This window comes from Aestuariibaculum marinum (assembly GCF_014596975.1).
GTDB lineage: Bacteria > Bacteroidota > Bacteroidia > Flavobacteriales > Flavobacteriaceae > Aestuariibaculum > Aestuariibaculum marinum.
Window position 1 is genome coordinate 21,441 of record NZ_JACVXD010000002.1, and the last position, 21,998, is coordinate 43,438.

Sequence of the window (21,998 nt, forward strand, 5' to 3'; positions counted from 1 at the left end):
ATAAAAAAGCATCCTGAATTCAGGATGCTTTCGTATTCAATTTAGAATAAAGTCTTATTCTGCAGCAGCTGCTTCTACTTCTTCTTCTTCATCTTCGTCTTCAACATCTACTGAAGTTCTAGAACGTCTTACTTGACATACAACCGTGTTATCTGGGTGCATAAATTTGTAAGCATCGTTTTCTAAAGTAGTGATGTATAATTTACCACCAATTTTTAAAGGAGTGATATCTGCTTCAATAAAATCTGGTAAGTTAGCTGGAAGAGCTTTTACTCTTAAGCTACGTTTGTTTTTACGTAAAACACCACCATTCTTAACACCACGAGAGTTACCAATTAATACTACAGGAATTTCCATAGTAATTTCTTTATCTTCGAATAACTGGTAGAAATCGATGTGTAAGATAGCATCTGTTACTGGGTGAAATTGGATATCTTGTAATACCGCATTGTAAGTTTCACCATTTTCTAAAGCAATCACAACTGTATGCGCATTAGGCGTGTATACAAGTTTAGAGAATGCAATTTCATCTGCAGAGAAATGAACTGGTTTATCTCCTCCGTATAATACGCAAGGAACCTGACCAGCATTACGTAAGGCTTTTGTTGCTTTTTTGCCCACGCTTTCTCTTTGAGATCCGTTGATTGTAATTGATTTCATAATTATTTATTTATTAATACTTGTTTATAATGGAAGCACATATGTGCTTTCATGTCTTTTTACATTACAAATTTAGAAGCTATAGATTGGTTGTTGTGTACCTTTTCCATTACCTCAGCAAATAAATCGGCACAACTTAACACTCTAATCTTATCGCTTAATGGCTTAACAGGAATAGAGTCTGTTACTATAAGTTCTTCTAGTTTTGAATTATTTAAATTATCGTAAGCCTTACCAGATAATAAAGCATGCGTACAAATCGCTCTAACGCTTAATGCTCCTCGCTCCATCATTAAATCGGCTGCCTTAGTTAAGGTTCCTGCAGTATCTACCATATCATCAACTAATACTACATTTTTCCCGGTTACATCACCAATTAATTCCATATGAGAAATAACATTGGCTTTAGCACGTTGCTTGTAACAAATAACCACATCACTTCCTGAAGCTTTTGCATAAGCATAAGCACGTTTAGAACCTCCCATATCTGGAGAAGCGATTGTTAAGTTATCCAGACCTAAACTCTTTAAATATGGTAAGAAAATAGTTGATGCGAATAAGTGGTCAACTGGTTTCTCGAAAAACCCTTGAATTTGATCAGCATGTAAATCCATGGTGATAATTCTTGTTGCTCCCGCAGCTTCTAAGGTTTTAGCAACAAGTTTTGCTGCAATTGGCACTCTAGGCTTATCTTTTCTATCTTGTCTTGCCCATCCAAAATATGGTAAAACCGCGGTAATGTGTCTTGCTGATGCACGTTTAGCAGCATCAATCATTAATAACATTTCCATTAAGTTTTCCGGTCCAGGATTGGTAGATCCAATGATAAAAATACGAGTCCCTCTAATCGATTCTTCATACGATGGTTGAAACTCTCCATCGCTGTAAGTCGACATAATTACTTTTCCTAATTCTGTTCCAAAAGCCTTAGCAATTTTCTCTCCCAGTACCTGACTTTGGGTACATGCAAAAATCTTGGCTTCGGTTACAATTGTCGGCATAGCTAACTTGTTGTTTTTTAGCGCAAAAGCGCGGCTTGTTTTTAACGAGGTGCAAATTTAGACATTTATTTTCACCTAAAAAGTATATTACACCGTATTTTTATCATAATTATGAAAAATTTATATATTTTTGCTTTCGATAAAACGCTCAAGTGGCGGAATTGGTAGACGCGTCGGATTCAAAATCCGATTCTTCGGAGTGCGGGTTCGATTCCCGCCTTGAGTACAAACCCAGTAAATACAAGGCTTCCCAGCGTTTTGGGAAGCCTTATTTTTTTTAATAAGTAGGAAAAACTTTCCAATAGGGTAAACAAAAGGGTAAAACCAATTTTTCACAAAAACATAAGCATATGATTTTAAGTTGTTTATGTTTTAAATGAAACTTGATTTAAGTTTACAGTCCGACGCACTCTATACTAAAATCCGACGCACACCGCAAAACCCGCAGTATACCTCTAAAAGTTCACTTTTTGCTGAAGTCAAACACCATTAAAAAAAGTTCAATTCTGATACTAATTATAAGGATTTATGAATTTCATTGTAAAATGTTTATTGATAGTAAGTTTAGGATTTCATGATTTTCTAAATCATGGCAGTTTTGAAAATGATACTTTTCGCATCACGGTATTTCCCACGGGAATCAACTCTACCTCCTTGTTAGCCCCACTTTCGTCTACCATGGTACCCACAAGTTTGACCAAGGGTTTGTCAAATGGAAAATCGAAATTAACATTCTCAGTCGTCTCAAAAGTGAAGTTGCTGTTGGAAGGTAGTTTGTAATTAAACCCAGTGGAGTCAGTTACCTTCATGGTCAACTGATGGAAATCTAGATTTTTGAATGTTCTTAGAGTATCCGATTCAAACGTAAAAGACTTGGCATAGACCAACGCTCCCCTCTGAAAATAGTAGTTACCGTTATCTTTTTTCTCCAGTACATCAAAATTGAATTGTACGCTAAATTCACTTTCGGGTTCCCAGGTACGGTAAATGACCAACCTGTCTCCCTTGTCCTGGATATCTTTTGGGCTTATCCCTTTAATATCAATTTTTTTACAACCAAAAGGCTTGCGCAGTACCAAGCTGAAAGGCGTGCTTTTTTCCAATTTCATTTCAAAATTGATGAGGTCCGAAAACGGATATTCCGTTTTTTCCAGAATGCTGATTTTTGTACCTGCTATTTCAGTGTTTAAAGCGTTCGGCCCATATAAGACCGCTAAAAGCGTATTGTCATCAGCGTCCACTTTCCAACTATGCTGGATATAATAGGGCATGACACGGCCTCCATTGAGGGTACAACAGGCAGCGGCATCATGACAGGCGTCATACGTTTCGCGAGCACCATGTGCTGTCGGATCCATATGCGTACGATTGTCCAGGCTGAGGTATGCCAAAGCTTTTAAATTGGGTAGTCTGGCTCCCTGCAATGCATTGAAAACCATTTTTTCAATACGGTCGGCGATACTGAGGTTACCGTTAAGGGATAGGACAATTCCTAAAGGATTGATGAATTCCGTAGTAGTACAATATTCATAATGTCCATTGGCGGATCCTTTTAAGCCTCTAACGTTTTCGTCACAGACCATAGCTCCACTTGGTGTGGAAGCGTAATTAAGTTTATCCATGGCCAGCTTGGCGGCACGTTTCATAGTATCCTTTTTCGTAATTTCAAATATGTATTCTGGGATTAAAAACCCTTCGGCCACGTGTGCCCCATGTTTGGTGAATTTTTTTTCGGGATCAAGTAGGTTGGACTGGATCAGGTCATCATCGCGAATTTCGTGATCATCAAGCTCATCGTACAATCGTTTTGAAAAATCGGCATATCCCTCTTTGCCCGTTTTTGCATATAGCCATTCTAGGATTTCAAAATACCCAACACCATGTGCCACACCGCCTTCGCCCTTTACCCAAGGGGTTTTGTCCTTATAGGCTGTCATGGTAAGCTGAACTGATTTTTCCACGGCCTCCAATATTGTAGCGTTATCCGTAATTTCATAATAGGCGATCATGGGCAGGAGTATACGGCTCTGCGTCCATAATTCCCCGTTTTCGCCTGTGTGTTGAAACCGGTTGTTCTTAGCATAAATACCAATGTACCCTGAGTCATCGGTACTTTTTAGAATATCGTTCATCCATTGGGCGGCCCTTTTTTTAAATTCTGGGTCATCTACCAAATAAGCAGACCTTAGCACGGCATCTTTCCAATATCCTTCGTGCTCTCCGCTCCACCAACCTTTTAGACCACCGTATTTTTTTGTTGACTCACGATTCTTGCTTACAAATAGATTGTGGGTAACGGTTTCGCCGTACTCATCAAAATGGCCGAGGATACCTATTTCCAAATCTCGTTGAATTTGGTCATGTATCCAACCGATTGGCTTTATGGCTCCAAAGGGAAGTGTACTCAATTCCCCATAGTGTGATTGGGCATTCAACTCTTCGGTAGTGTTTTGACCCGATTTACAGAAGCTGATAAAAATTCCAATGGCAAAAATGGGCAATACTAAGTTTTTCATGTCTTCTATTAAAGTTTAATCCGATTATAGCAGCCTTAGGTTCTTCCTAGCTAACCAAACAAATGTAATCAATAATTTTATAGTTCTCTCTAAACTGTTCACTCATACCAGCTCTAGAGCCAGTTATCCCTCTTGACTTTATAGAGGCAATTCATCATATTCTGGTTGAATAATTCTAGAATAGATATTTAAACCAAAAGACTTATCTATAAATGGAAGAATAATTTGAAATGCATTTCCTCCAATAACACAAAAAATATCAAACTCAGTTTCTGCAAATAATACTAAAGACAATTTTGCTGTATAAAACCTTCTCCTTTTGTTAATTCAGATGGTAAAAATTCCTTCCAATCAGAGACAGTTTCATCTGAATTATAGACATAAAGAAAGTATGTTATTTGATCTTTTGTAATTTCCTTTAAAGTTGCAGAGTTAAAAATACCTCTAAAACCCAATTTAGAAAAAGAAGTATTTATTATCTTTTCAATAACTTGCTCGCAAGTAGATAACTTTTTAAAAGCCTATGAGATTTATCAATCCTGTATATTTTAGGATTTTGTGTCATCTATTATTTATTTTCTTGATTATTGATAATTACTAAATTAATTAAATGACATTCTTCATCATTCCTTTATTGCATAAATATACATATTTATCTTACAAAATATAATAGTTGATAAATAAATAAAACTATTCATTATGCTTCCGATGTTATAGTGTTTCGAATTATTGCCAACTGCTTCGTTCTGTCTATGACAAAAAAGCCTCAAAAAGACACCATCCAATACCATAAAAATCAGCACATTAAAGCAAAAAACAGTGTAAGAAACAGTGTAAAAAAACAACAAAATATAGCAATTCAACAATTTTAAACACCTGAAAATCAATTAGTTGCAACGAAATAAAACTTTCTATTAAATTCAAAATCCGATTTCCTCGGAAGTGTGGGTTCGATTCCCACCTTGAGTACATGAAAAGCTTCACATTTGTGAAGCTTTTTCCATTTTAATCTGCTCATAAACCTTATTGTAAAGATTTATACACGTATTTATATCCTGTTTTTCTATACTTTAGGTTTTAATATTACCTTTGTACCCTTTAAAACACTTTGTTTATGATATATTCAATGACAGGCTACGGTAAATCGGTTTTGCAATTGCCTACTAAGAAAGTGACCATAGAGTTAAAGTCACTTAACAGCAAAAATTTAGATTTAAATGCGAGAATGCCGTCTATATACAGAGAAAAAGAATTGGCCATTAGAAAACTTCTTGCCGATAAACTGGTAAGAGGTAAAGTCGATTTTTCAATTTATGTAGAAGCCACTGCAGAAGACACCTCAACGCAAATTAATACACCTGTTGTTAAACAATATATTGAACAATTACGTCAAGTGGTTGACGGTAATGACATTGAGTTATTAAAAATGGCGGTGCGTTTTCCTGATGCTTTAAACACCGTTCGTGAAGAAATCGACGAAAACGAATGGCAACTTATTGAGGCTGAAATTCACAAAGCTGTAAACGACCTAAACAATCACAGATTAGACGAAGGTAAAGTTTTAGAACAAGATTTTAACGCCAGAGTTTCAACTATCGATAACATTCTTGAGCAAGTCATTGCTATGGATCCAGAGCGTATTCAAGGGGTTCGCGAGCGTTTACTTAAGGGCGTTGAAGAACTAAAGGAGAAATACGACGAAAACCGTTTCGAACAGGAATTAGTCTATTACATCGAGAAATTCGACATTACCGAAGAAAAAGTGCGTTTAAAAAATCATTTAAACTACTTTATGGAATCTATCAATTCTGAAGACTCCAACGGAAAAAAATTAGGCTTCATCTCTCAGGAAATGGGCCGTGAAATAAATACCATTGGTTCTAAAAGCAACTATGCACCAATGCAACAGTTAGTCGTACAGATGAAAGACGAGCTGGAAAAAATTAAAGAACAATTATTAAACGTATTATAATAATACCAAAAACCTTATAACATTGAATCAAGGTAAGCTTATTGTATTTTCTGCACCATCGGGCTCAGGAAAAACAACCATAGTAAGACATTTATTAGGTATTGAGGATTTAAATTTAGAATTTTCAATATCGGCGACATCACGTGAAAAACGCGGCACGGAAGTAGACGGTAAAGACTACTACTTTTTATCACTTGAAGATTTTAAAAAACACATTAAAAATGAAGATTTTTTAGAATGGGAAGAAGTATATCGAGATAATTTCTACGGTACTTTAAAAAGTGAAGTAGAACGCATCTGGGCGATGGGTAAACATGTTATTTTCGATATCGATGTGTCTGGCGGGTTACGCATTAAACGAAAATTCCCAGAGCAAACGCTGGCGCTTTTCGTAAAACCCCCAAGTATTGACGAACTTAAAATTCGCTTGAAAAACCGTAAAACGGAAAGCGAAGAAAAAATAAGCATGCGTGTATCGAAAGCATCAGCCGAATTGGCAACGGCACCGCTTTTCGATAAAATAGTAGTGAACGACACCTTAGAACATGCTTTAGAAGAAGCTGAAACCCTGGTAAGAGATTTTATAAACTCTTAAAAATAAAATAGTGCGCCATAATTACTTAGTAGTTATGGCGTTTTTAAAACTTATAAACACTGTACATAACTCATGAAAATCGGATTGTATTTTGGCTCTTTTAACCCCATACATGTTGGGCATTTAATTATTGCCAATCATATAGCAGAATACAGTGATTTAGATGAAGTCTGGTTTGTGGTAACACCGCATAACCCGTTTAAAAAGAAAAGTACTTTACTCGATAACTTCGACCGGCTAGAACTGGTACACCGTGCCACAAAAGATTACGACAAGCTTAAGCCTTGCGATATTGAGTTTAACTTACCACAGCCAAATTATACGATTAATACACTGGTACATTTACAGGAAAAATATCCTGGTCATGAATTTGCATTACTTATGGGTGAAGACAATTTAAAAAGCTTCCATAAGTGGAAAAACTATCAGGTGATTTTAGAGCATCATCATATTTATGTGTATCCAAGAATTTCGGGAGAACAGCAAACAACGATTTTCGATAACCATCCTAAAATTCATCATATCGATGCGCCTATAATGGAATTATCTTCAACCTTTATTAGAAAATCTATTAAAGCAGGAAAAAATGTAAAACCCATGTTACCGGCACACGTTTGGGAACATATTGATGATATGCTTTTTTATAAATGATAAATTTCATCCCAGAAAAAACAAAAATGGTTTTTTGTAATATCCTATACAAAAAACCATTCATACATTTAATTAAGAATCTTTAAATTAACTTATTGTATCTATATTGTTTCCCAAATTTCTGTAATTAATTTTCTCTGTAGGATTTGTTCCATTGAGAAATTCTTCAATATTGGTATATCCATCTCCATCCTTATCTTGAGCTGCATCATTAGCATTGTTAGGGTTTAAACCATGCCTATTTTCCCAGGTATCCGGCATACCATCGTTATCTGAGTCTTTTTCAACATCTGTAGCTTTAAACGTTAAATTAGGATAACCTCCTACTTCAGCTATGTCTTTTAAAATTCCTGTTTTTGTTGTTGGTATTCCTGTTTGTACCATATTTACAACTCTCGAATCTACAGCGTCTCGCTTTGGCAATGTAGCTCCTACTTTATTTAAAACAGATTTATAAGCTTCGTTAGCAGTTTGATGCGGAGCAACTGGCCAACCCACAAAAGGGGTGTTAACTCGTGCCAAATTTTCTGGTCCCTTTATACCTGCCCAGTTATTATTTGTAATCTCATCATTACCAAACATAACGTTACCTGCGACATACCATTTTCCAGGTCTGTTTTTCTCCTTTGGATACCAACCCCCATCTGCCCATGCACTTCCAGGCGAATACATACTGCGTTCTTCTACTCGGGCAAAAACAGCCAACATATTCTCGTTAGTTGCAGGGCCTGATTTGTAATAATTATTAATAACATTTATTGTCGAGGTTTCATCGCCCCCATCCATAGTTCTGTGACGCCAATTAAATATCACATTATTTCTAAAATCAAATGGTCCCGACATACCAATAGAGGGATTTCTTGCTGTATTACATGCAAAAAGATTATGATGAAAAGTAGATGGATTGCCTCCCCAAGTACCGCCAAAAGCATGTCCTTTAGCATCTAAAGCTTCACTGGAAATAGACCATTGTATAGTTATATTTTCAGCTGGATCTTTAATTCTTGTGGTTCCATCCAAAGAATTCCTCATATGTCTATACAATGATATATTTTCATCCATTCCCCAACTAGTTGAACAGTGATCTATAATAATATGGTGACTTGGGTTTCCTCCTATATTATCATCTCCCTGACCTCCAGCAGGAACACCTCGACGCACCCTTAAATGCCTTATAATTACATTGTGCGTATTTATATTTAATGTTCCTGCAAGACAAATACCATCTCCAGGAGCCGATTGCCCAGCAATAGTAATATCTGGATGATTAATATTAATATCTTCATTAATCTTTATGGTTCCTGCAACTTTAAAGACAACTATTCTAGCACCTTCAGCTTCTAAAGCTTCTCTTAAACTTCCTTCTCCTTTATCATTTAAATTCGTTACCGTTAAAACTTTACCTCCACGACCTCCTGAGGTAAACATACCGCCTCCCCAAGCACCTGGAAATGCAGGTATTACTCCTTCAGGTAATCGGGCTGGATGTGGTGGAATTTGCCCTTGTTCAGGAAGATTGGTTTGAGAAAACATTGTGAAATTTGATGCCATTAAAAAGCCAAACAGCATAGCTTTTTTTATTAATTGTTGTTTTGTTTTTATCATCTTATTTAATTTTAAGTCAATGTACAATAAAAGCCACCTTAGAAAACATAAGATTGTTCGGCGTTTAATTCCTAAACTTTTTCAATATTAAAACAAAAGAAACCGCTTAAAGAAGTCTCTTTAAAGCGGTCTCTTAACTACTAAATAACCAACCAAAAAATCGTTATACCCTTATACTTGTTCTCGGGTTTTCTACTTTATCTTTTCTGGGCTTACGCATTTTATCTGTCGTATCAGACGTTGCTGTTTTGCCTTTTGTATCTGCTGTTTTTAAATATTGAATGTATCCACGCCCTGTAAACTGGTAAACCGATTGCGACGACGGGTGATACAATTCTATCTTACTGTCATTTATAACGCTCAATTCGAAATATTCATTGTCGAAATAATCATAATCTAATGTTAAAGTTTTCAGATACATATCACCGGCAACATCACCTACACCATATACACCTGTGTAATCCCAGATTAAATTATTAACACTGGTGCCTGAATAATCTTGAGAGCTTCTAAATTCAGAATCATTACCACCAGCTAAAAACTGTAAAAAGTTTTCATTATCAAATTCATTTAAAGCGCCGAAATCACTGGTATAGGTCTTTTCCCAGGCATCGTATTCCTGTAAGAAATAATGAATGTTATCGTAAAACACAAAATCGTAATCGAAATTGTTGCGTTGGTACCCATCTAAGAAATAGGATGTATCATTTTTTGGGTTATACAATTCAATGGTATTGTTATCTATTTGATATACATCAAAAGTTGAAAATCCATCAATATCGTGATACACATCTAAAATCATCTCATAAGCATCGTATTCCCCGATATCAATTCCAAAACCATTGCCGCTGTCTCCTAAACCCACAATATTATTATTGGCATACACCACACCATTTAAAAACGACATAGTAAAAGCTTTTTGTAAAAATGGTGTTGTTCCGTAACCAACCGTACTATTTATATCTACATACCAAATCTCATAAGAACGCAGTAGCTGATTTAATGATATTCCAGGTTCTTCTTCAACAATTACAGTTTCCTGATAACACGATGTGAAAAGGGTTGCTATTAGCGACACGCTTAAAAGTAATTTTACAGTCTTCATAGTCATTCGTTTTTTGAGTTACTGACTTAAGAGTTTCAAAACGCGTGCCAAAAAAATTGTTTAATAATTTCTTCACACCACTACAATGAATATTTTATGTACTTTTGCTCAGTATTAAACATTTAAACTTTTCATGGAAAAACCTTTAAAATATGCGGTGTTTGGCGCTGGAAGCTGGGCAACGGCTATTGTTAAAATGCTTTGCGAAAATTTAGATGAAATTGGTTGGTATATGCGTAGCGTGTACACCAAAGAACACTTACTAAAAGAGCAACATAACCCTAATTATTTAAGTTCGGTTGAGTTTCATTTAGAGCAGTTAAACATCAGTAATGATATTAACGACATTGCCGATTATGCCGACGTTTTAATCTTCGCCATTCCTTCGGCATTTATGCACAGTGAACTTGAAAAATTAAACATCGATATTTCAAATAAAATTATTGTTTCGGCAGTTAAAGGTATTATGCCTGAAAGTGGCTTACTGGTTGGTGAACATTTTCATGATTTTTATAATATTCCTTTTGAAAACATAGCCGTTATTGCTGGTCCATGTCACGCCGAAGAAGTCGCTTTAGAGCGTTTATCATATTTAACCATTTCATGTTTTGACCTTAGTAAAGCCAAAGCTATTGCTAAAAACTTATCCAGCGACTACATAAAAACTAAAGTTAATGATGATGTTGTTGGGGTTGAATATGCCGTTATGCTGAAAAACATTTACGCCATTGCTGCCGGTATTGCCCATGGTTTAGGGTATGGCGATAACTTCCAATCGGTTTTGATGAGTAACTCGATTAGAGAGATGAAACGTTTCATTAAAAAAATGCATAAGATGAAACGTAATATTAATAATTCGGCTTATTTAGGAGATTTACTGGTTACAGGATATTCCATCTTCTCTAGAAACCGCATGTTTGGTAATATGATTGGGAAAGGGTATACTGTGAAATCGGCACAAATGGAAATGAGCATGGTTGCAGAGGGATATTACGCCACTAAAAGTGCTCACCTACTGAATGAAAAAAATAAACGAAAAACAAAACTCCCGATTATCAACGCCGTTTATGAAGTGCTTTATGAAAACAAAGACCCTAAAAAAGTCTTTAAAAAGCTAACCGAAAAATTGGACTAATTTTTAGAAAAACATAGCATTAAAAACTCTTGAAATTTCAAGAGTTTTTTTTGTAATAAACTCAAAACAAAACTTTCTAAAAAATAAAAATTCTCAATTAGACTACAGATATTAACAAAGAACATATTTTATAATTAAAAATTTTAAACATCCTATTTTATTAGGTTTCAAGTTTTATAACAACAATTTTCACATCACTTACACTGACTATTAAATCAACCTAATAGACCAATTTATCACCCTTTGTTTTGACTTATAAGTACTAGTTTTAATCAAAACTATTCAATAACTCAATTTTTTAACAATTATGAAAAAAGTTTTACTAAACTTTTGGGCATTTTTTATATGCCTGATTTCATTTGGACAAGATGCTGCACCATCTACTCATATGGGATCGAACGACAACAGTAGTGGAGACATCATCATGAAAACCGTTCGATCTACAATAACTACAAATGCAACTTATTATTGTACCATGCAATGGAATGCCGGAGGTGAAGGCGGTGCCTATTGCGGATTTCAAGATTCACCAGACAAAGGGCATCAATTTATTTACTCTATTTGGGATCCAAGTAACGACGAAACCATTACAGCTGCCTACAGACCGGATGGCACAATTGTACAAAATTTTGGAGGAGAAGGCACGGGACTAAAATCTGAAAACCAGATTATAGGCTGGGATTTAAATGAATGGAATACTGTAGTAACCCGCCGCTGGGATGTAGGCGACCATACCTTTTTCGGATTCTGGATTCGTCGTGATTCCCAAAACAAATGGTACCATATGGTAACCATGGATTATCCAGTTGCCAACGTTACTTTTAATGGTAGCACAAACGCCTTTTTAGAAGACTGGTTGTCGTCTGGTGCAAATACCCGTCGTTTTGAAATGAAAGATGCCTTTAAAAGAAAACTTGATGGCACCTGGCTACCAATGACTCAAGGAAATTTTAGTGTAAACAGTGGTGATATTAATTCTGGAGGTCGTTCCGAAAACTATGCAACTGCATATGATGCCGATGAAAACAATGGTGTATTTGCTATGCAAATAGGAGGAAATACATCTCCATCGTTTGCTGGTACTTCTAAAACATTAACAACATCTACTTACGCTTCCGAACCACAAAATGCTGCTATTAGTTTTTCTATTACAGGCGCAGCAACCAATAACGTAATTTGGGAAGTACCAACCTCATCTACACCTCAATTTAAATTTACAGTAAAAATAAATAATATTACTGTAGGCTCTGAAATTGAACCAGAAGTTAGACATTTTAATTTATCGGCGTCTGAAGGCGATAGCGTAGAAGTTATTCTTGAAGATATTTTAGGTAGAACTTCAACTGTTAGCTCTACAATTTCAGCAGGAACTATTGACGACCCTGTTGCTATTGATTATACTTTAGCCAACGGAACCTATAAAATTACAGGTGTTGAAAGCGGTAAGGTTATTGCGCCTACCACAACCAACACTAAAACCAATTTAGCCACCTATAATTATTCGCCTTACCACCAATGGTCAATAACAAGTATTGGTGATGGTAAATATGAACTCATTAACACAGGATACAACCAACCTATGGATGCCTTTGCTGGCGTAAATAAAGTAGGTATTTACGGCTATCATGGCCAACCTAACCAGCAGTGGTACATTACCCATGCGGGAGATGGCAAATACAAATTAGCTAGTGTAGGTCAAGGAGGTAAAGTAGCTAAAGCAGCAGGAATTACAGACGGGGCTGATGTTGACCTGAGTAATTTTAGTGGTCATGCCAGCGAATTATTTACTTTTGATGTCATTAAGCCTCTAGACGAAGGTACTTACACCATAACTTCAGTTGAAAGCGACTTAGCTGTATCGGCTAATGGTAGTAATGTTGAATTAGCTACACCAAGTACAAATAAAAATCAGCAATGGGCAATTACTCTTAAAGAAAACACCACCAATACTTTTATTTTAACAAACGTTGAAAATGGTGATGCCCTAGATCGCTATGGCGTAAACGAAGATACAAGTATTGGCACATACGGAACTCATGGTTTAGAAGGACAACAATGGACCATTTCTTTAGTAGGCGAAAATAAATATAGCATAATTAACAGTAACGCTAATAAAGGATTAAAAGCTACAGGAACAATCAGTGGTTCAGACATTACTTTAAATAGTTATTCGGGTACTACAAGCCAACAATTTACATTTACACTTGTAGATGAAACCCTTTCAACAAACACCCCATTACAAACCAATGCAGAATATTTTAAATTCTATCCTAACCCAGCCTCAAACACTTTAAATGTTTTAATAGATAACAAAATAAACAAAAGCGAAGTGTTAGTAGAAATCTACAGCCTAACAGGTTCCTTAATTACTAAAAAGCATATAACCGTTGGACTTAAAGATGAATTAAACATCTCAAACCTTTCCTCTGGATTATATATTTTAAGATCTGAAGGAGTTACTCAAAAAATAATTATAAAATAGAACCAATTCAAGGTTAATTTTTATGTAACAAAAAAAAAGGGCATCAAATAATTGATGCCCTTTTTATAAAATTATAGATTACGCAATTCTATTTTACAACAACCCCTTTAACCTTCATTAAAGGTACCGGTTGCAAAGCCTTTAGGTTAATGGTGTTTTTTCTAAACAGATATGTTTTTTCAAACATTTGGTTTCCTTCAAAAAACGTCACCTTAAACTGGTTATTTAATGCGAATAAAGCCTCCTGCATCAATTCAATTTTAGCATAACTTTTTGCTGGTAACTTATCTAATTTCTTTCTAAAGACAGATGTTATTTTTTCATCATTGTATCCATTAGTAACAATAAGAACCACGTCTAAATCAACCTCCTTATCATTAATAATATATGCATTCCAATCCTGAGTTTTATAAATGTCATTATACTCATTTACAATTGCTACATAGACATCCTCTACCTTTGGAATTTCAATATCTTTTTTCATATTTGATTTATCTCCTAACTTAATTTGTGCTGCAAAAGTAATAAACTATTCAAAATCTATTTTATAACCTTCTTTAGTAATTCCTTTTAAATTGTAAATAATGAAATGCCTTAAAAGTTCTTCGTTAGTATAATTATCAAAAAATATGTTATTCTTTAAAGCAATTTCTTCAAACCGCACAAAATAAAGATCGCAGAACAGTCTTAAATTTACCTCTGGCCTTATAATGCCATCGGTTTGCGCTACAACTAAAAGTGGAAAAATAAGCGTGTTTAAGGTATAATCTCTAAACTCATCGAAAACCAAATTGGCTTTTGGGTAGTATTTTTTAAGTCCGAAAATGAATGATGGCTTAAAATGTGAAACGTGCTGAAAAGCCTTTTTATAGATTAAAATAATAGAAGTTATAGGGTCCTCGTCTATACTTTTTATTTCGTCTTTGTAATTTTGAATCAATAATTCTACACATTGGATAACCAAATCTTCTTTATTTTCGAAGAATTTATAAATGGTTTTTTTAGAAACTCCTAACGATGACGCTAGCTCATCCATAGTAAAGCGCTTACTTCCAAACTTAGTGAAATTAGCAACCGAACACTCTAAAACCTCCTTTTTTGTAGTCATATTAATTAACCATTATAAGATTTTAATTTGACCATAAAACCCTTAAAATGAGTCTGTAAATCTGAAAAAATTTCATGATTCCTATTTCTAAGAAGAACTTCACCAAATAATTTTAAACCTACAGCAAACTTCTTCGCATCTTTAGCATTTTCAAAGATATTTTTCGACTCTACTTTTTCAATAATATTGAAAATATTATCGTGGTTTTCGAATTCAAAATCTAAAGATTGGGTTGGAGCAGAAGCATCTTTTAAAGATACTTCTGCCAACGTCAATCGGTACTTATTGTTCTTCTTTTTCATTGTATTATTTCCAACCGCCACCTAAAGCTTCGTAAATATTTACTACACTTAACAACTGTTGTAACTTATTATCGATAACATTAAGTTCGGCATTTAACGCACTTTCCCTAGCTGTTAGCAGGTCTAAATACGTAGCATAACCGTTTTGTAGTAACTCTTCAGAATTAGTTTCTGCATTACGCAAAGCTTCTACTTCCTTTTGTCTGTATTGAAACTTTTCGGTCTCAGCGTTATATGTATAAAGCGCATTAGACACCTCGTTTCCTGCTGTCAGTAACGTTTTCTTAAAGTTTAACAACGCTTGTTCTTGCTGGGCATCGGCTACTTCTTTTTGCGTTCTAATTCTACGCTGATTGAAGATTGGCTGTGTTAAGCCTCCCACGATATTTGCAAACAATGAATTCGTATCGATTAACTGATCTAGCTGTAAACTCTGCAACCCTCCGGAACCTGTTATGGTTAAAGACGGATAAAAATTACTACGTGCCACATTAGTCATTTCAAAAGCATTAATTAAACCATATTCTGCCGCCATTACATCTGGTCTGTTACTTAACAATAAAGATGGTATACCTAGTTTAATTTCAGAGTCTAAATGCTGACTCTCTAAATCGCTGCGCTCAATAACAACCGAAGTACGACCTAAGAGTAAATTCAGAGTGTTTTCAGTTGTAAAAATAGCCGCTCTTAAATCGACTTCAAGTGCTTTGGCATTGTTGTACTGTGCTATATTTTGATCTACCGCTACCTGAGTTACCTGACCAGCATCTTTTAAAGCCTGAATAGTTTCTACACTGCTTTCTCTGGTTTCAATTGTTTTTCTTGTTACATTTAACTGTGCATCTAAAGCTAACAACTGATAATAAACCGAAGCAATACTAGATACGAGTTGTGTTTTCACTGCCTGATGAGCCGCTACACTTTGTAAATAACTGGCTTCACTTGCACGTTTGTTACTTCTAATTTTACCCCAAATATCAGCTTCCCAAGATAAATTACCTGAGATTTCAAACTGTTCTATCGAACCATTAAAGAACGACCCGAACTGACTGTTACCAGCCAATTCCTGATGCGTCATGGAAGCCGTAGCTCCCAAAGTTGGAAAATAACCGGCTTTACCTTGTTTGTAATACGCTTCGGCGGCAGCCATTTGCTGAATAGCCACTCGAATATCAATATTATTCTCCAAACCTTCCTGAATATATTGATTCAGGTAAGAGTCGGTAAACATATCCGTCCACGATACATCTGCCATCGATAAACTATCGGTTGGCAGCGCATCGGTTCTATATAAATTCTCGGTTTCTTCAAACTCTGGTCTGTCATAATTTTTAGCTACAAAACAACTCTGTAAAAATGTTGCTGCTACAGCTAAAACCAAAGCTTTTTGTACCATAGTATTTTTTATATGTAATTTCATAATTAGTCTACTTTAGTTTCTATAACAACAGGTTTACTCGATACTTTTTCCTGTAACCACTGGAATACGATAAACAACACCGGAATAATAAATACCCCTAAAATGGTCCCTATTAACATACCTCCTGCAGCACCTGTACCAATAGAATTATTTCCTTCAGCACCCACACCTTTGGCTAATACCAATGGCATCAACCCTAAAATAAAGGCAAACGACGTCATTAAAATTGGTCTTAAACGCGCCTTAGCTCCATGGATTGCTGCATCAATTAAACTTTCGCCATTTCGTCTACGCTGTAATGCGAACTCTACGATTAAGATGGCATTCTTCGCCAATAACCCTACAAGCATAATTAATGCAATCTGGAAGTAAATGTTATTTTCAAGCCCCATCATTTTTGTGGAGAAAAAGGCTCCGAATACCCCTAATGGCAGCGAGAATATTACCGAAAGTGGTAATAAGTAACTCTCGTATTGAGCCGATAACAGGAAGTAAACGAAAACAATTACTAACAAGAAAATCATTACCGTTTGGTTCCCAGCATTTACCTCTTCACGTGATAAACCTGAGTAAGCTACCTCATAATTACTTGGTAGATTTTTAATCTCATCATTTACAATGGCAATCGCATCACCGGTACTGAATCCTGGATTTGAAGCCCCACTAATTTTTGCAGAGTTATATAAGTTAAAACGGGTTACCGACTGAGGACCATACACACGCTTTAAGTTAACGAATTGTGTAATTGGTGTCATCTCTCCACTTCCTGTTTTTATGTACAATTCGTTAAGTGAACTTTTATCTGAACGATCTTCTGGAAGCGCTTGAACATACACACGATATTGTTTTCCGAATCTAGAAAAGTCTGCCGCGTAAACCCCTCCAATATATCCTTGCATGGTGGAGAAAATGCTACTTACCGAAACGCCATATTTCTTAGCTAACGGCACATTGATTTCCAATTCATATTGAGGATACTTTGTATTGAAAGATGACTGTCCATATTGAATTTCAGGATGCTTCATTAAACTACCAATAAACTCCTGAGTAGTTTTATCTAACTCCTCAAAACTTCCTCCTGATTTATCTAATAAGTTGACCTCAAAACCTCCAGACAAACCGAAACCAGGTATACTTGGCGGCGCAAAGAAAATAATATTCGCATCTGGAATAGTCGCAGCAATACCAAACAATTGTCCAATAATTGCATTTGCCGATTGACTTTCGTCTTCACGCTCTTCCCAATCATTTAATTTAACAAATCCTAAACCGTAGTTAGATCCTGCTCCACTAATTAAACTTCTACCGTTAATTACAGTAACTCCTCTAACGCCTGGAATTTGTTTTGCTTTATTATAAAGCTCTTGCGTCACCATATTGGTACGGTCCATAGAAGCACCTGCTGGCAACTCAACATTCATAAATATAATACCTCTATCTTCTGAAGGCACAAATCCTGTAGGGGTAGAATTGGCTGCCCAATAAATACCCACACCCGATAAAATAAGCACAAAAACAGTCACCCATTTATTATGCGATAAGAATTTTAATGATTTTCCATAACGCTCTGTAGTCGCTTCGAAAGCTGCATTAAAGGCATCATAAAAACGTTGTAAAAAGCTTTTACTTTTATGTTCTTCGTCGTGAGATTTTAAGAAAAGTGCACATAATGCAGGGCTCAACGTTAAGGCATTAACCGCCGAAATTAAAATGGCTACAATTAAGGTTACACCAAACTGCTCGTAAAATACCCCCGTTGGCCCTTGAATAAAGGTTACCGGAATAAATACCGCCGCCATAACTAAGGTAATAGAAATAATCGCACCCGATATTTCATGCATCGCTCCTAATGTCGCTTTCTTCGCATTCTTTTCTCCTTGATCTATTTTTGCGTGAACCGCTTCAACTACCACAATCGCATCATCTACCACAATACCAATCGCTAGTACTAATGCAAATAAGGTTAATAAGTTAATCGAGTACCCGAATAAATTCAGGAAAAAGAAGGTACCGACAATCGCTACTGGTACGGCAATAGCTGGAATTAGCGTAGAGCGGAAATCCTGAAGGAAGATAAACACCACTAAGAATACCAATAAAAAGGCTTCAATTAAGGTGTGTTTTACTTTATTCATCGATGCCGTTAAGAAATCGTTAGTATCATAATTAATAACATACTTAACACCATCAGGGAAATCAGCTGATAAACGCTCTAACTCTGCTTTAATAGCAGTAATAATTTCCTGAGCGTTAGATCCTGCTGTTTGATAAATCCCCATATTCACACTCGGGAAGCCCTCTGTAAATCCGTAAGATTCATAACCCTGCGCATCCATTTGCACAGTCGCCACATCTTTCAAGCGTAAATACTCACCATTATCTAAAGCTTTAATGATGATATCTTCATATTGCTCTTCAGTTTTAAAACGTCCGCTATACTTAATATTATAGGTAAATGCCTGACCGTCATTCTGACCTAATGAACCCGCCGAAGCCTCTAAACTCTGCTCATTTAAAGCTGCAGTTACTTCAGCCGGAATTAAATTATATGCTGCTAACTTTTCTGGTTTCAACCAAATACGCATCGCATAATCCTGATTAGAAAATACGTTTACATCCCCTACCCCGTCAATACGTTGAATGGCAGGAATCACGTTAATTTTTAAATAATTCTGAACATAGGTCGCATTGTAATCTTCATTTTCAGAATACACCGAGAAGAACATCAATGCTGATGTTTGTTGTTTTTTGGTTAATACACCGGTTTGTTTCACCTCTTGAGGTAAAAGCGGATTAGCTCTCGCCACACGGTTTTGTACGTTTACCGCAGCAATATCCGGATCAATATTTTGATTAAAGTATACTGTTACGTTTGCAGTACCATTGTTATCTGCAGAAGAGGTCATATACGTCATCCCTTCTACCCCATTAATCTGTTCTTCAATAGGAATGATAACACTCTCTAAAATGGTTTCGGCACTGGCCCCTGGATAAGTAGCCGTTACCTGAATGGTTGGCGGAGCAATATCTGGATACTGCTCAACCGGTAAGGCCGCATAGCCTAAAATCCCCAAAATAACTATGATAATGGAAATTACGGTTGATAAAACCGGTCTTTCTATAAATGTTTTTAACATAATATTTTTTGTTTCTAACTCTTACTGGAATAATGGTTTAATAGGCTCTACAACACTATCGAATGCAACTTCTTGTGGCACAATAGGCATTTGATTTCTTAATTTACCAATACCTTTCACTACAATTTTATCTCCTGTACTTACACCAGATGTTACCACATAAAGCTCATTGGTCTTATCTTTAATTGTAATTAACGTTGCAGACACTGTATTGTCTTCATTAACCTTATAAACAAAAGTTTGACCTTGTTGCTCGTAGGTTGCCGATTGTGGCACTACCACAGCATCTTTATAATTAGTAGGAATTTCTATAGTTCCACTATTACCGTTAGCGAGTAATAAATTAGGATTTTCGAAAAGCGCTCTAAAACTTACCGTTCCTGTAGTTGGATCAATTTGACCAGTAACTGTTTGAATTGTTCCTTGCTCGTCATATTCCTGTCCGTTAGCCAACAATAAACTCACTTTAGGAAAGTTATTTACTTTATCCTGAAGTGTTTTTCCTTCAGTCTTTTGAATGAAGTTTAAATACTCGGTTTCATTCATCGCAAAGAACGCGTACATTTTATCTATGCTTGCCACCGTAGTTAACGGTTTTGCACTGGTAGCACTAACCAGCGCTCCTTCTCTATAAGGGATAGCTCCCACATACCCGTCAACCGGACTAGTTACTGTTGCGTAACCAATATTTGCTACAATACTATTGTAGTTACTTTTGGCTTGTAACAATTGAGCTTTAGCCGTTTCTAACTGGACTTCGCTAATGATGTTTTTTTCAACCAGTGGTACTAATTTATCAACCTCAACCTGAGCTGCATTAACATTAGCTTTAGCTGCTTCGGCATCCTGACTTAACGATTGCGTTTCTAATTTAAAAAGGGCCTGCCCTTTTTTTACTTTTTGCCCTTCGTCAATTAATACTTTTTGAATGTACCCCGACACTTTTGCTCGAACTTCACTACTTATAGTTCCTTCAATGGTAGTTGGATACTTTATAAATGAAGTAACGTCCTTTTGAGGTAAGGTTGTTACCGTAAATGGTAATGCCTGTGATTGCCCTTGAGCAGCCTGACCTTTATCTTTTCCGCAGGCTACGAATAACATCGTTGATGCTATCAACGATAGTATAAAATAATTATGTTTTATCATTTTCAGTGTATTGATTTTTCTAATTGGTTCTCTCTATTATTTTTGTTTTTAGTCTTAATATGGAATTGGTTGCTTCTTCTAAATACTGAAGGTAATCGTCGTGAAAATCTAAATCAAACTCCTCATCTTCATTTAAACTTCCCGATTTATTCACCTTTTCTTTATAATCTCGAATTTCCAGATGTACTTCTTTCTCAGTATTCCAACTCTCTACCATTTGATCAATGCTAATTAAAATGGTATCCTTTTTTATTATAAAGTATTTCTTTCTATCGCCTAGCTTCGTAAAATATTCTATCTTCTTTAAATCCTGTAGATGATTTAAGTGCGTCGAGATGGTACTTTTGCTAGCGCATAAATCTACCACCAAATCTTCAAAAGTTGTTCCTGCCTTTCCTTTAAGAATAGCATAAGCCATAATGCGGGCAGCAACCGGCGCAAGCTGTTCTTTGTTCTCTAAAAATACGCCTAACTTTTCAATTAGGGTACTTCTTTCTTTACACGTCATCATTTCTTTTAAAAATTTGTGCAAAGATATAGTTTAGTTCGGAACAAACCGAACTAAACGAAGTTAAAATTTATTAAAAGCATTTTTTTGAAAGAAAAATTAGCTATTTTTCAATAATCAAACCACTAAACCAATGAATAGACTTCTTATTTTTGTTTTCTTTTTAACTTTTGCATCAAGCCTTTTTGCTCAAAAAAACACTATAAATAATGACTTTAATATTGATTCTGTTCCTGCTAATAACTTGGAATTAGAACTAAAAAACAAACTCATAAAAGAATTAGAAAACATAGATCGGTCTGAAAGAGACAATTTAAAAATTGGTTTTGTTTCACCTATTGAAGACCTAAAACATGAGAATAGTTATACTTTTACGATAGCTGTAGTTTACAATCTTGTAACTACTGAAGAAGGCATATTAAATATAGGCTACAATAACGCTACAAAACCTAATTCACATAGGTTGGTAACTGAAGTCTCGAAAGTAATTAATAAAGGCAAAGGTTATCATATTTTTAACATCACCGCTAAGGTTTACGACTTGCATAAAATAGGAAAAGCCTTTTATATAGCAACAAACCTATCTGAATACCCTCACGCACAAGCTTGGCGTCCTTTGGCTTCAGACAGGTTTATTCTAAAAGTTAACTAA

19 protein-coding genes and 1 tRNA gene are annotated in these 21,998 nt (G+C 35.6%); 7 read left to right on the forward strand and 13 right to left on the reverse strand.

Features of this window, described 5'->3' with window-relative positions:
- Positions 1-54: 54 nt before the first annotated feature.
- Positions 55-660: a 50S ribosomal protein L25/general stress protein Ctc gene (locus tag ICJ85_RS03965; protein ID WP_188222494.1), complete on the reverse strand. Its 606-nt coding sequence runs from the start codon at positions 658-660 to the stop codon at positions 55-57.
- A gap of 59 nt (positions 661-719) precedes the next feature.
- Positions 720-1,661: a ribose-phosphate pyrophosphokinase gene (locus ICJ85_RS03970; RefSeq protein ID WP_188222495.1), complete on the reverse strand. Its 942-nt coding sequence runs from the start codon at positions 1,659-1,661 to the stop codon at positions 720-722.
- Positions 1,662-1,807: 146 nt separating this feature from the next.
- On the opposite strand from ICJ85_RS03970, the gene ICJ85_RS03975 reads away from it, so the two are divergent.
- Positions 1,808-1,887 (forward strand) — tRNA-Leu (locus tag ICJ85_RS03975).
- Positions 1,888-2,248: 361 nt separating this feature from the next.
- On the opposite strand, the gene ICJ85_RS03980 is transcribed toward ICJ85_RS03975, so the two are convergent.
- Positions 2,249-4,177 (reverse strand): beta-L-arabinofuranosidase domain-containing protein, encoded by a 1,929-nt coding sequence (locus ICJ85_RS03980; protein ID WP_188222496.1) that lies wholly within the window; start codon positions 4,175-4,177, stop codon positions 2,249-2,251.
- A 138-nt stretch (positions 4,178-4,315) separates the two neighbouring features.
- Positions 4,316-4,471 carry a hypothetical protein gene (locus ICJ85_RS03985; RefSeq protein ID WP_188222497.1) on the reverse strand — a complete coding sequence of 52 codons (156 nt, stop codon included), beginning with the start codon at positions 4,469-4,471 and terminating at the stop codon, positions 4,316-4,318.
- Between the two features lie 820 nt (positions 4,472-5,291).
- On the opposite strand from ICJ85_RS03985, the gene ICJ85_RS03990 reads away from it, so the two are divergent.
- The 3 genes from ICJ85_RS03990 to nadD all read left to right on the forward strand — a co-directional run bounded on the left by ICJ85_RS03990 (position 5,292) and on the right by nadD (position 7,395).
- Positions 5,292-6,149 carry a YicC/YloC family endoribonuclease gene (locus ICJ85_RS03990; protein ID WP_188222498.1) on the forward strand — a complete coding sequence of 286 codons (858 nt, stop codon included), beginning with the start codon at positions 5,292-5,294 and terminating at the stop codon, positions 6,147-6,149.
- Positions 6,150-6,171: 22 nt separating this feature from the next.
- Positions 6,172-6,744 (forward strand): guanylate kinase, encoded by a 573-nt coding sequence (gene gmk, locus ICJ85_RS03995; protein ID WP_188222499.1) that lies wholly within the window; start codon positions 6,172-6,174, stop codon positions 6,742-6,744.
- Between the two features lie 72 nt (positions 6,745-6,816).
- Positions 6,817-7,395 (forward strand): nicotinate (nicotinamide) nucleotide adenylyltransferase, encoded by a 579-nt coding sequence (gene nadD / locus ICJ85_RS04000; RefSeq protein WP_188222500.1) that lies wholly within the window; start codon positions 6,817-6,819, stop codon positions 7,393-7,395.
- An 87-nt stretch (positions 7,396-7,482) separates the two neighbouring features.
- Here nadD and ICJ85_RS04005 read toward each other — a convergent pair whose 3' ends face one another.
- Complete coding sequence (locus ICJ85_RS04005; protein ID WP_188222501.1) at positions 7,483-9,000, reverse strand: polysaccharide lyase; 1,518 nt, start codon at positions 8,998-9,000, stop codon at positions 7,483-7,485.
- A 163-nt stretch (positions 9,001-9,163) separates the two neighbouring features.
- Positions 9,164-10,105 (reverse strand): nicotinic acid mononucleotide adenyltransferase, encoded by a 942-nt coding sequence (locus ICJ85_RS04010; RefSeq protein ID WP_188222502.1) that lies wholly within the window; start codon positions 10,103-10,105, stop codon positions 9,164-9,166.
- A gap of 133 nt (positions 10,106-10,238) precedes the next feature.
- Between ICJ85_RS04010 and ICJ85_RS04015 the strand changes: the two genes are divergently transcribed.
- Positions 10,239-11,240, forward strand: coding sequence for an NAD(P)H-dependent glycerol-3-phosphate dehydrogenase (locus ICJ85_RS04015; RefSeq protein WP_188222503.1), 1,002 nt, complete (start codon positions 10,239-10,241; stop codon positions 11,238-11,240).
- 307 nt (positions 11,241-11,547) lie between these two features.
- Positions 11,548-13,722, forward strand: a complete 2,175-nt coding sequence (locus ICJ85_RS04020; protein ID WP_188222504.1) for a DUF3472 domain-containing protein — start codon at positions 11,548-11,550, stop codon at positions 13,720-13,722.
- 88 nt (positions 13,723-13,810) lie between these two features.
- Here the strand turns inward: ICJ85_RS04020 and ICJ85_RS04025 are convergent, their stop codons facing one another.
- The 7 genes from ICJ85_RS04025 to ICJ85_RS04055 are packed head-to-tail and all read right to left on the reverse strand — an operon-like array spanning position 13,811 to position 21,349.
- Positions 13,811-14,206: a hypothetical protein gene (locus ICJ85_RS04025; RefSeq protein WP_188222505.1), complete on the reverse strand. Its 396-nt coding sequence runs from the start codon at positions 14,204-14,206 to the stop codon at positions 13,811-13,813.
- Between the two features lie 45 nt (positions 14,207-14,251).
- On the reverse strand, positions 14,252-14,830 hold the full coding sequence (locus tag ICJ85_RS04030; protein WP_188222506.1) for a TetR/AcrR family transcriptional regulator: 579 nt from the start codon (positions 14,828-14,830) through the stop codon (positions 14,252-14,254).
- 5 nt (positions 14,831-14,835) lie between these two features.
- Positions 14,836-15,132, reverse strand: a complete 297-nt coding sequence (locus ICJ85_RS04035) for a DUF3861 domain-containing protein (RefSeq protein ID WP_188222507.1) — start codon at positions 15,130-15,132, stop codon at positions 14,836-14,838.
- A gap of 4 nt (positions 15,133-15,136) precedes the next feature.
- Entirely contained in the window at positions 15,137-16,552 is a 1,416-nt protein-coding gene (locus ICJ85_RS04040; RefSeq protein WP_188222508.1) for an efflux transporter outer membrane subunit, read from the reverse strand.
- Between the two features lie 2 nt (positions 16,553-16,554).
- On the reverse strand, positions 16,555-19,689 hold the full coding sequence (locus tag ICJ85_RS04045) for an efflux RND transporter permease subunit (RefSeq protein WP_188222509.1): 3,135 nt from the start codon (positions 19,687-19,689) through the stop codon (positions 16,555-16,557).
- Between the two features lie 21 nt (positions 19,690-19,710).
- On the reverse strand, positions 19,711-20,838 hold the full coding sequence (locus ICJ85_RS04050) for an efflux RND transporter periplasmic adaptor subunit (RefSeq protein WP_188222510.1): 1,128 nt from the start codon (positions 20,836-20,838) through the stop codon (positions 19,711-19,713).
- Between the two features lie 19 nt (positions 20,839-20,857).
- Positions 20,858-21,349 (reverse strand): GbsR/MarR family transcriptional regulator, encoded by a 492-nt coding sequence (locus ICJ85_RS04055; RefSeq protein ID WP_188222511.1) that lies wholly within the window; start codon positions 21,347-21,349, stop codon positions 20,858-20,860.
- Positions 21,350-21,479: 130 nt separating this feature from the next.
- Here ICJ85_RS04055 and ICJ85_RS04060 point away from each other — a divergent pair, with 130 nt between their 5' ends.
- Positions 21,480-21,998, forward strand: coding sequence for a hypothetical protein (locus tag ICJ85_RS04060; RefSeq protein WP_188222512.1), 519 nt, complete (start codon positions 21,480-21,482; stop codon positions 21,996-21,998).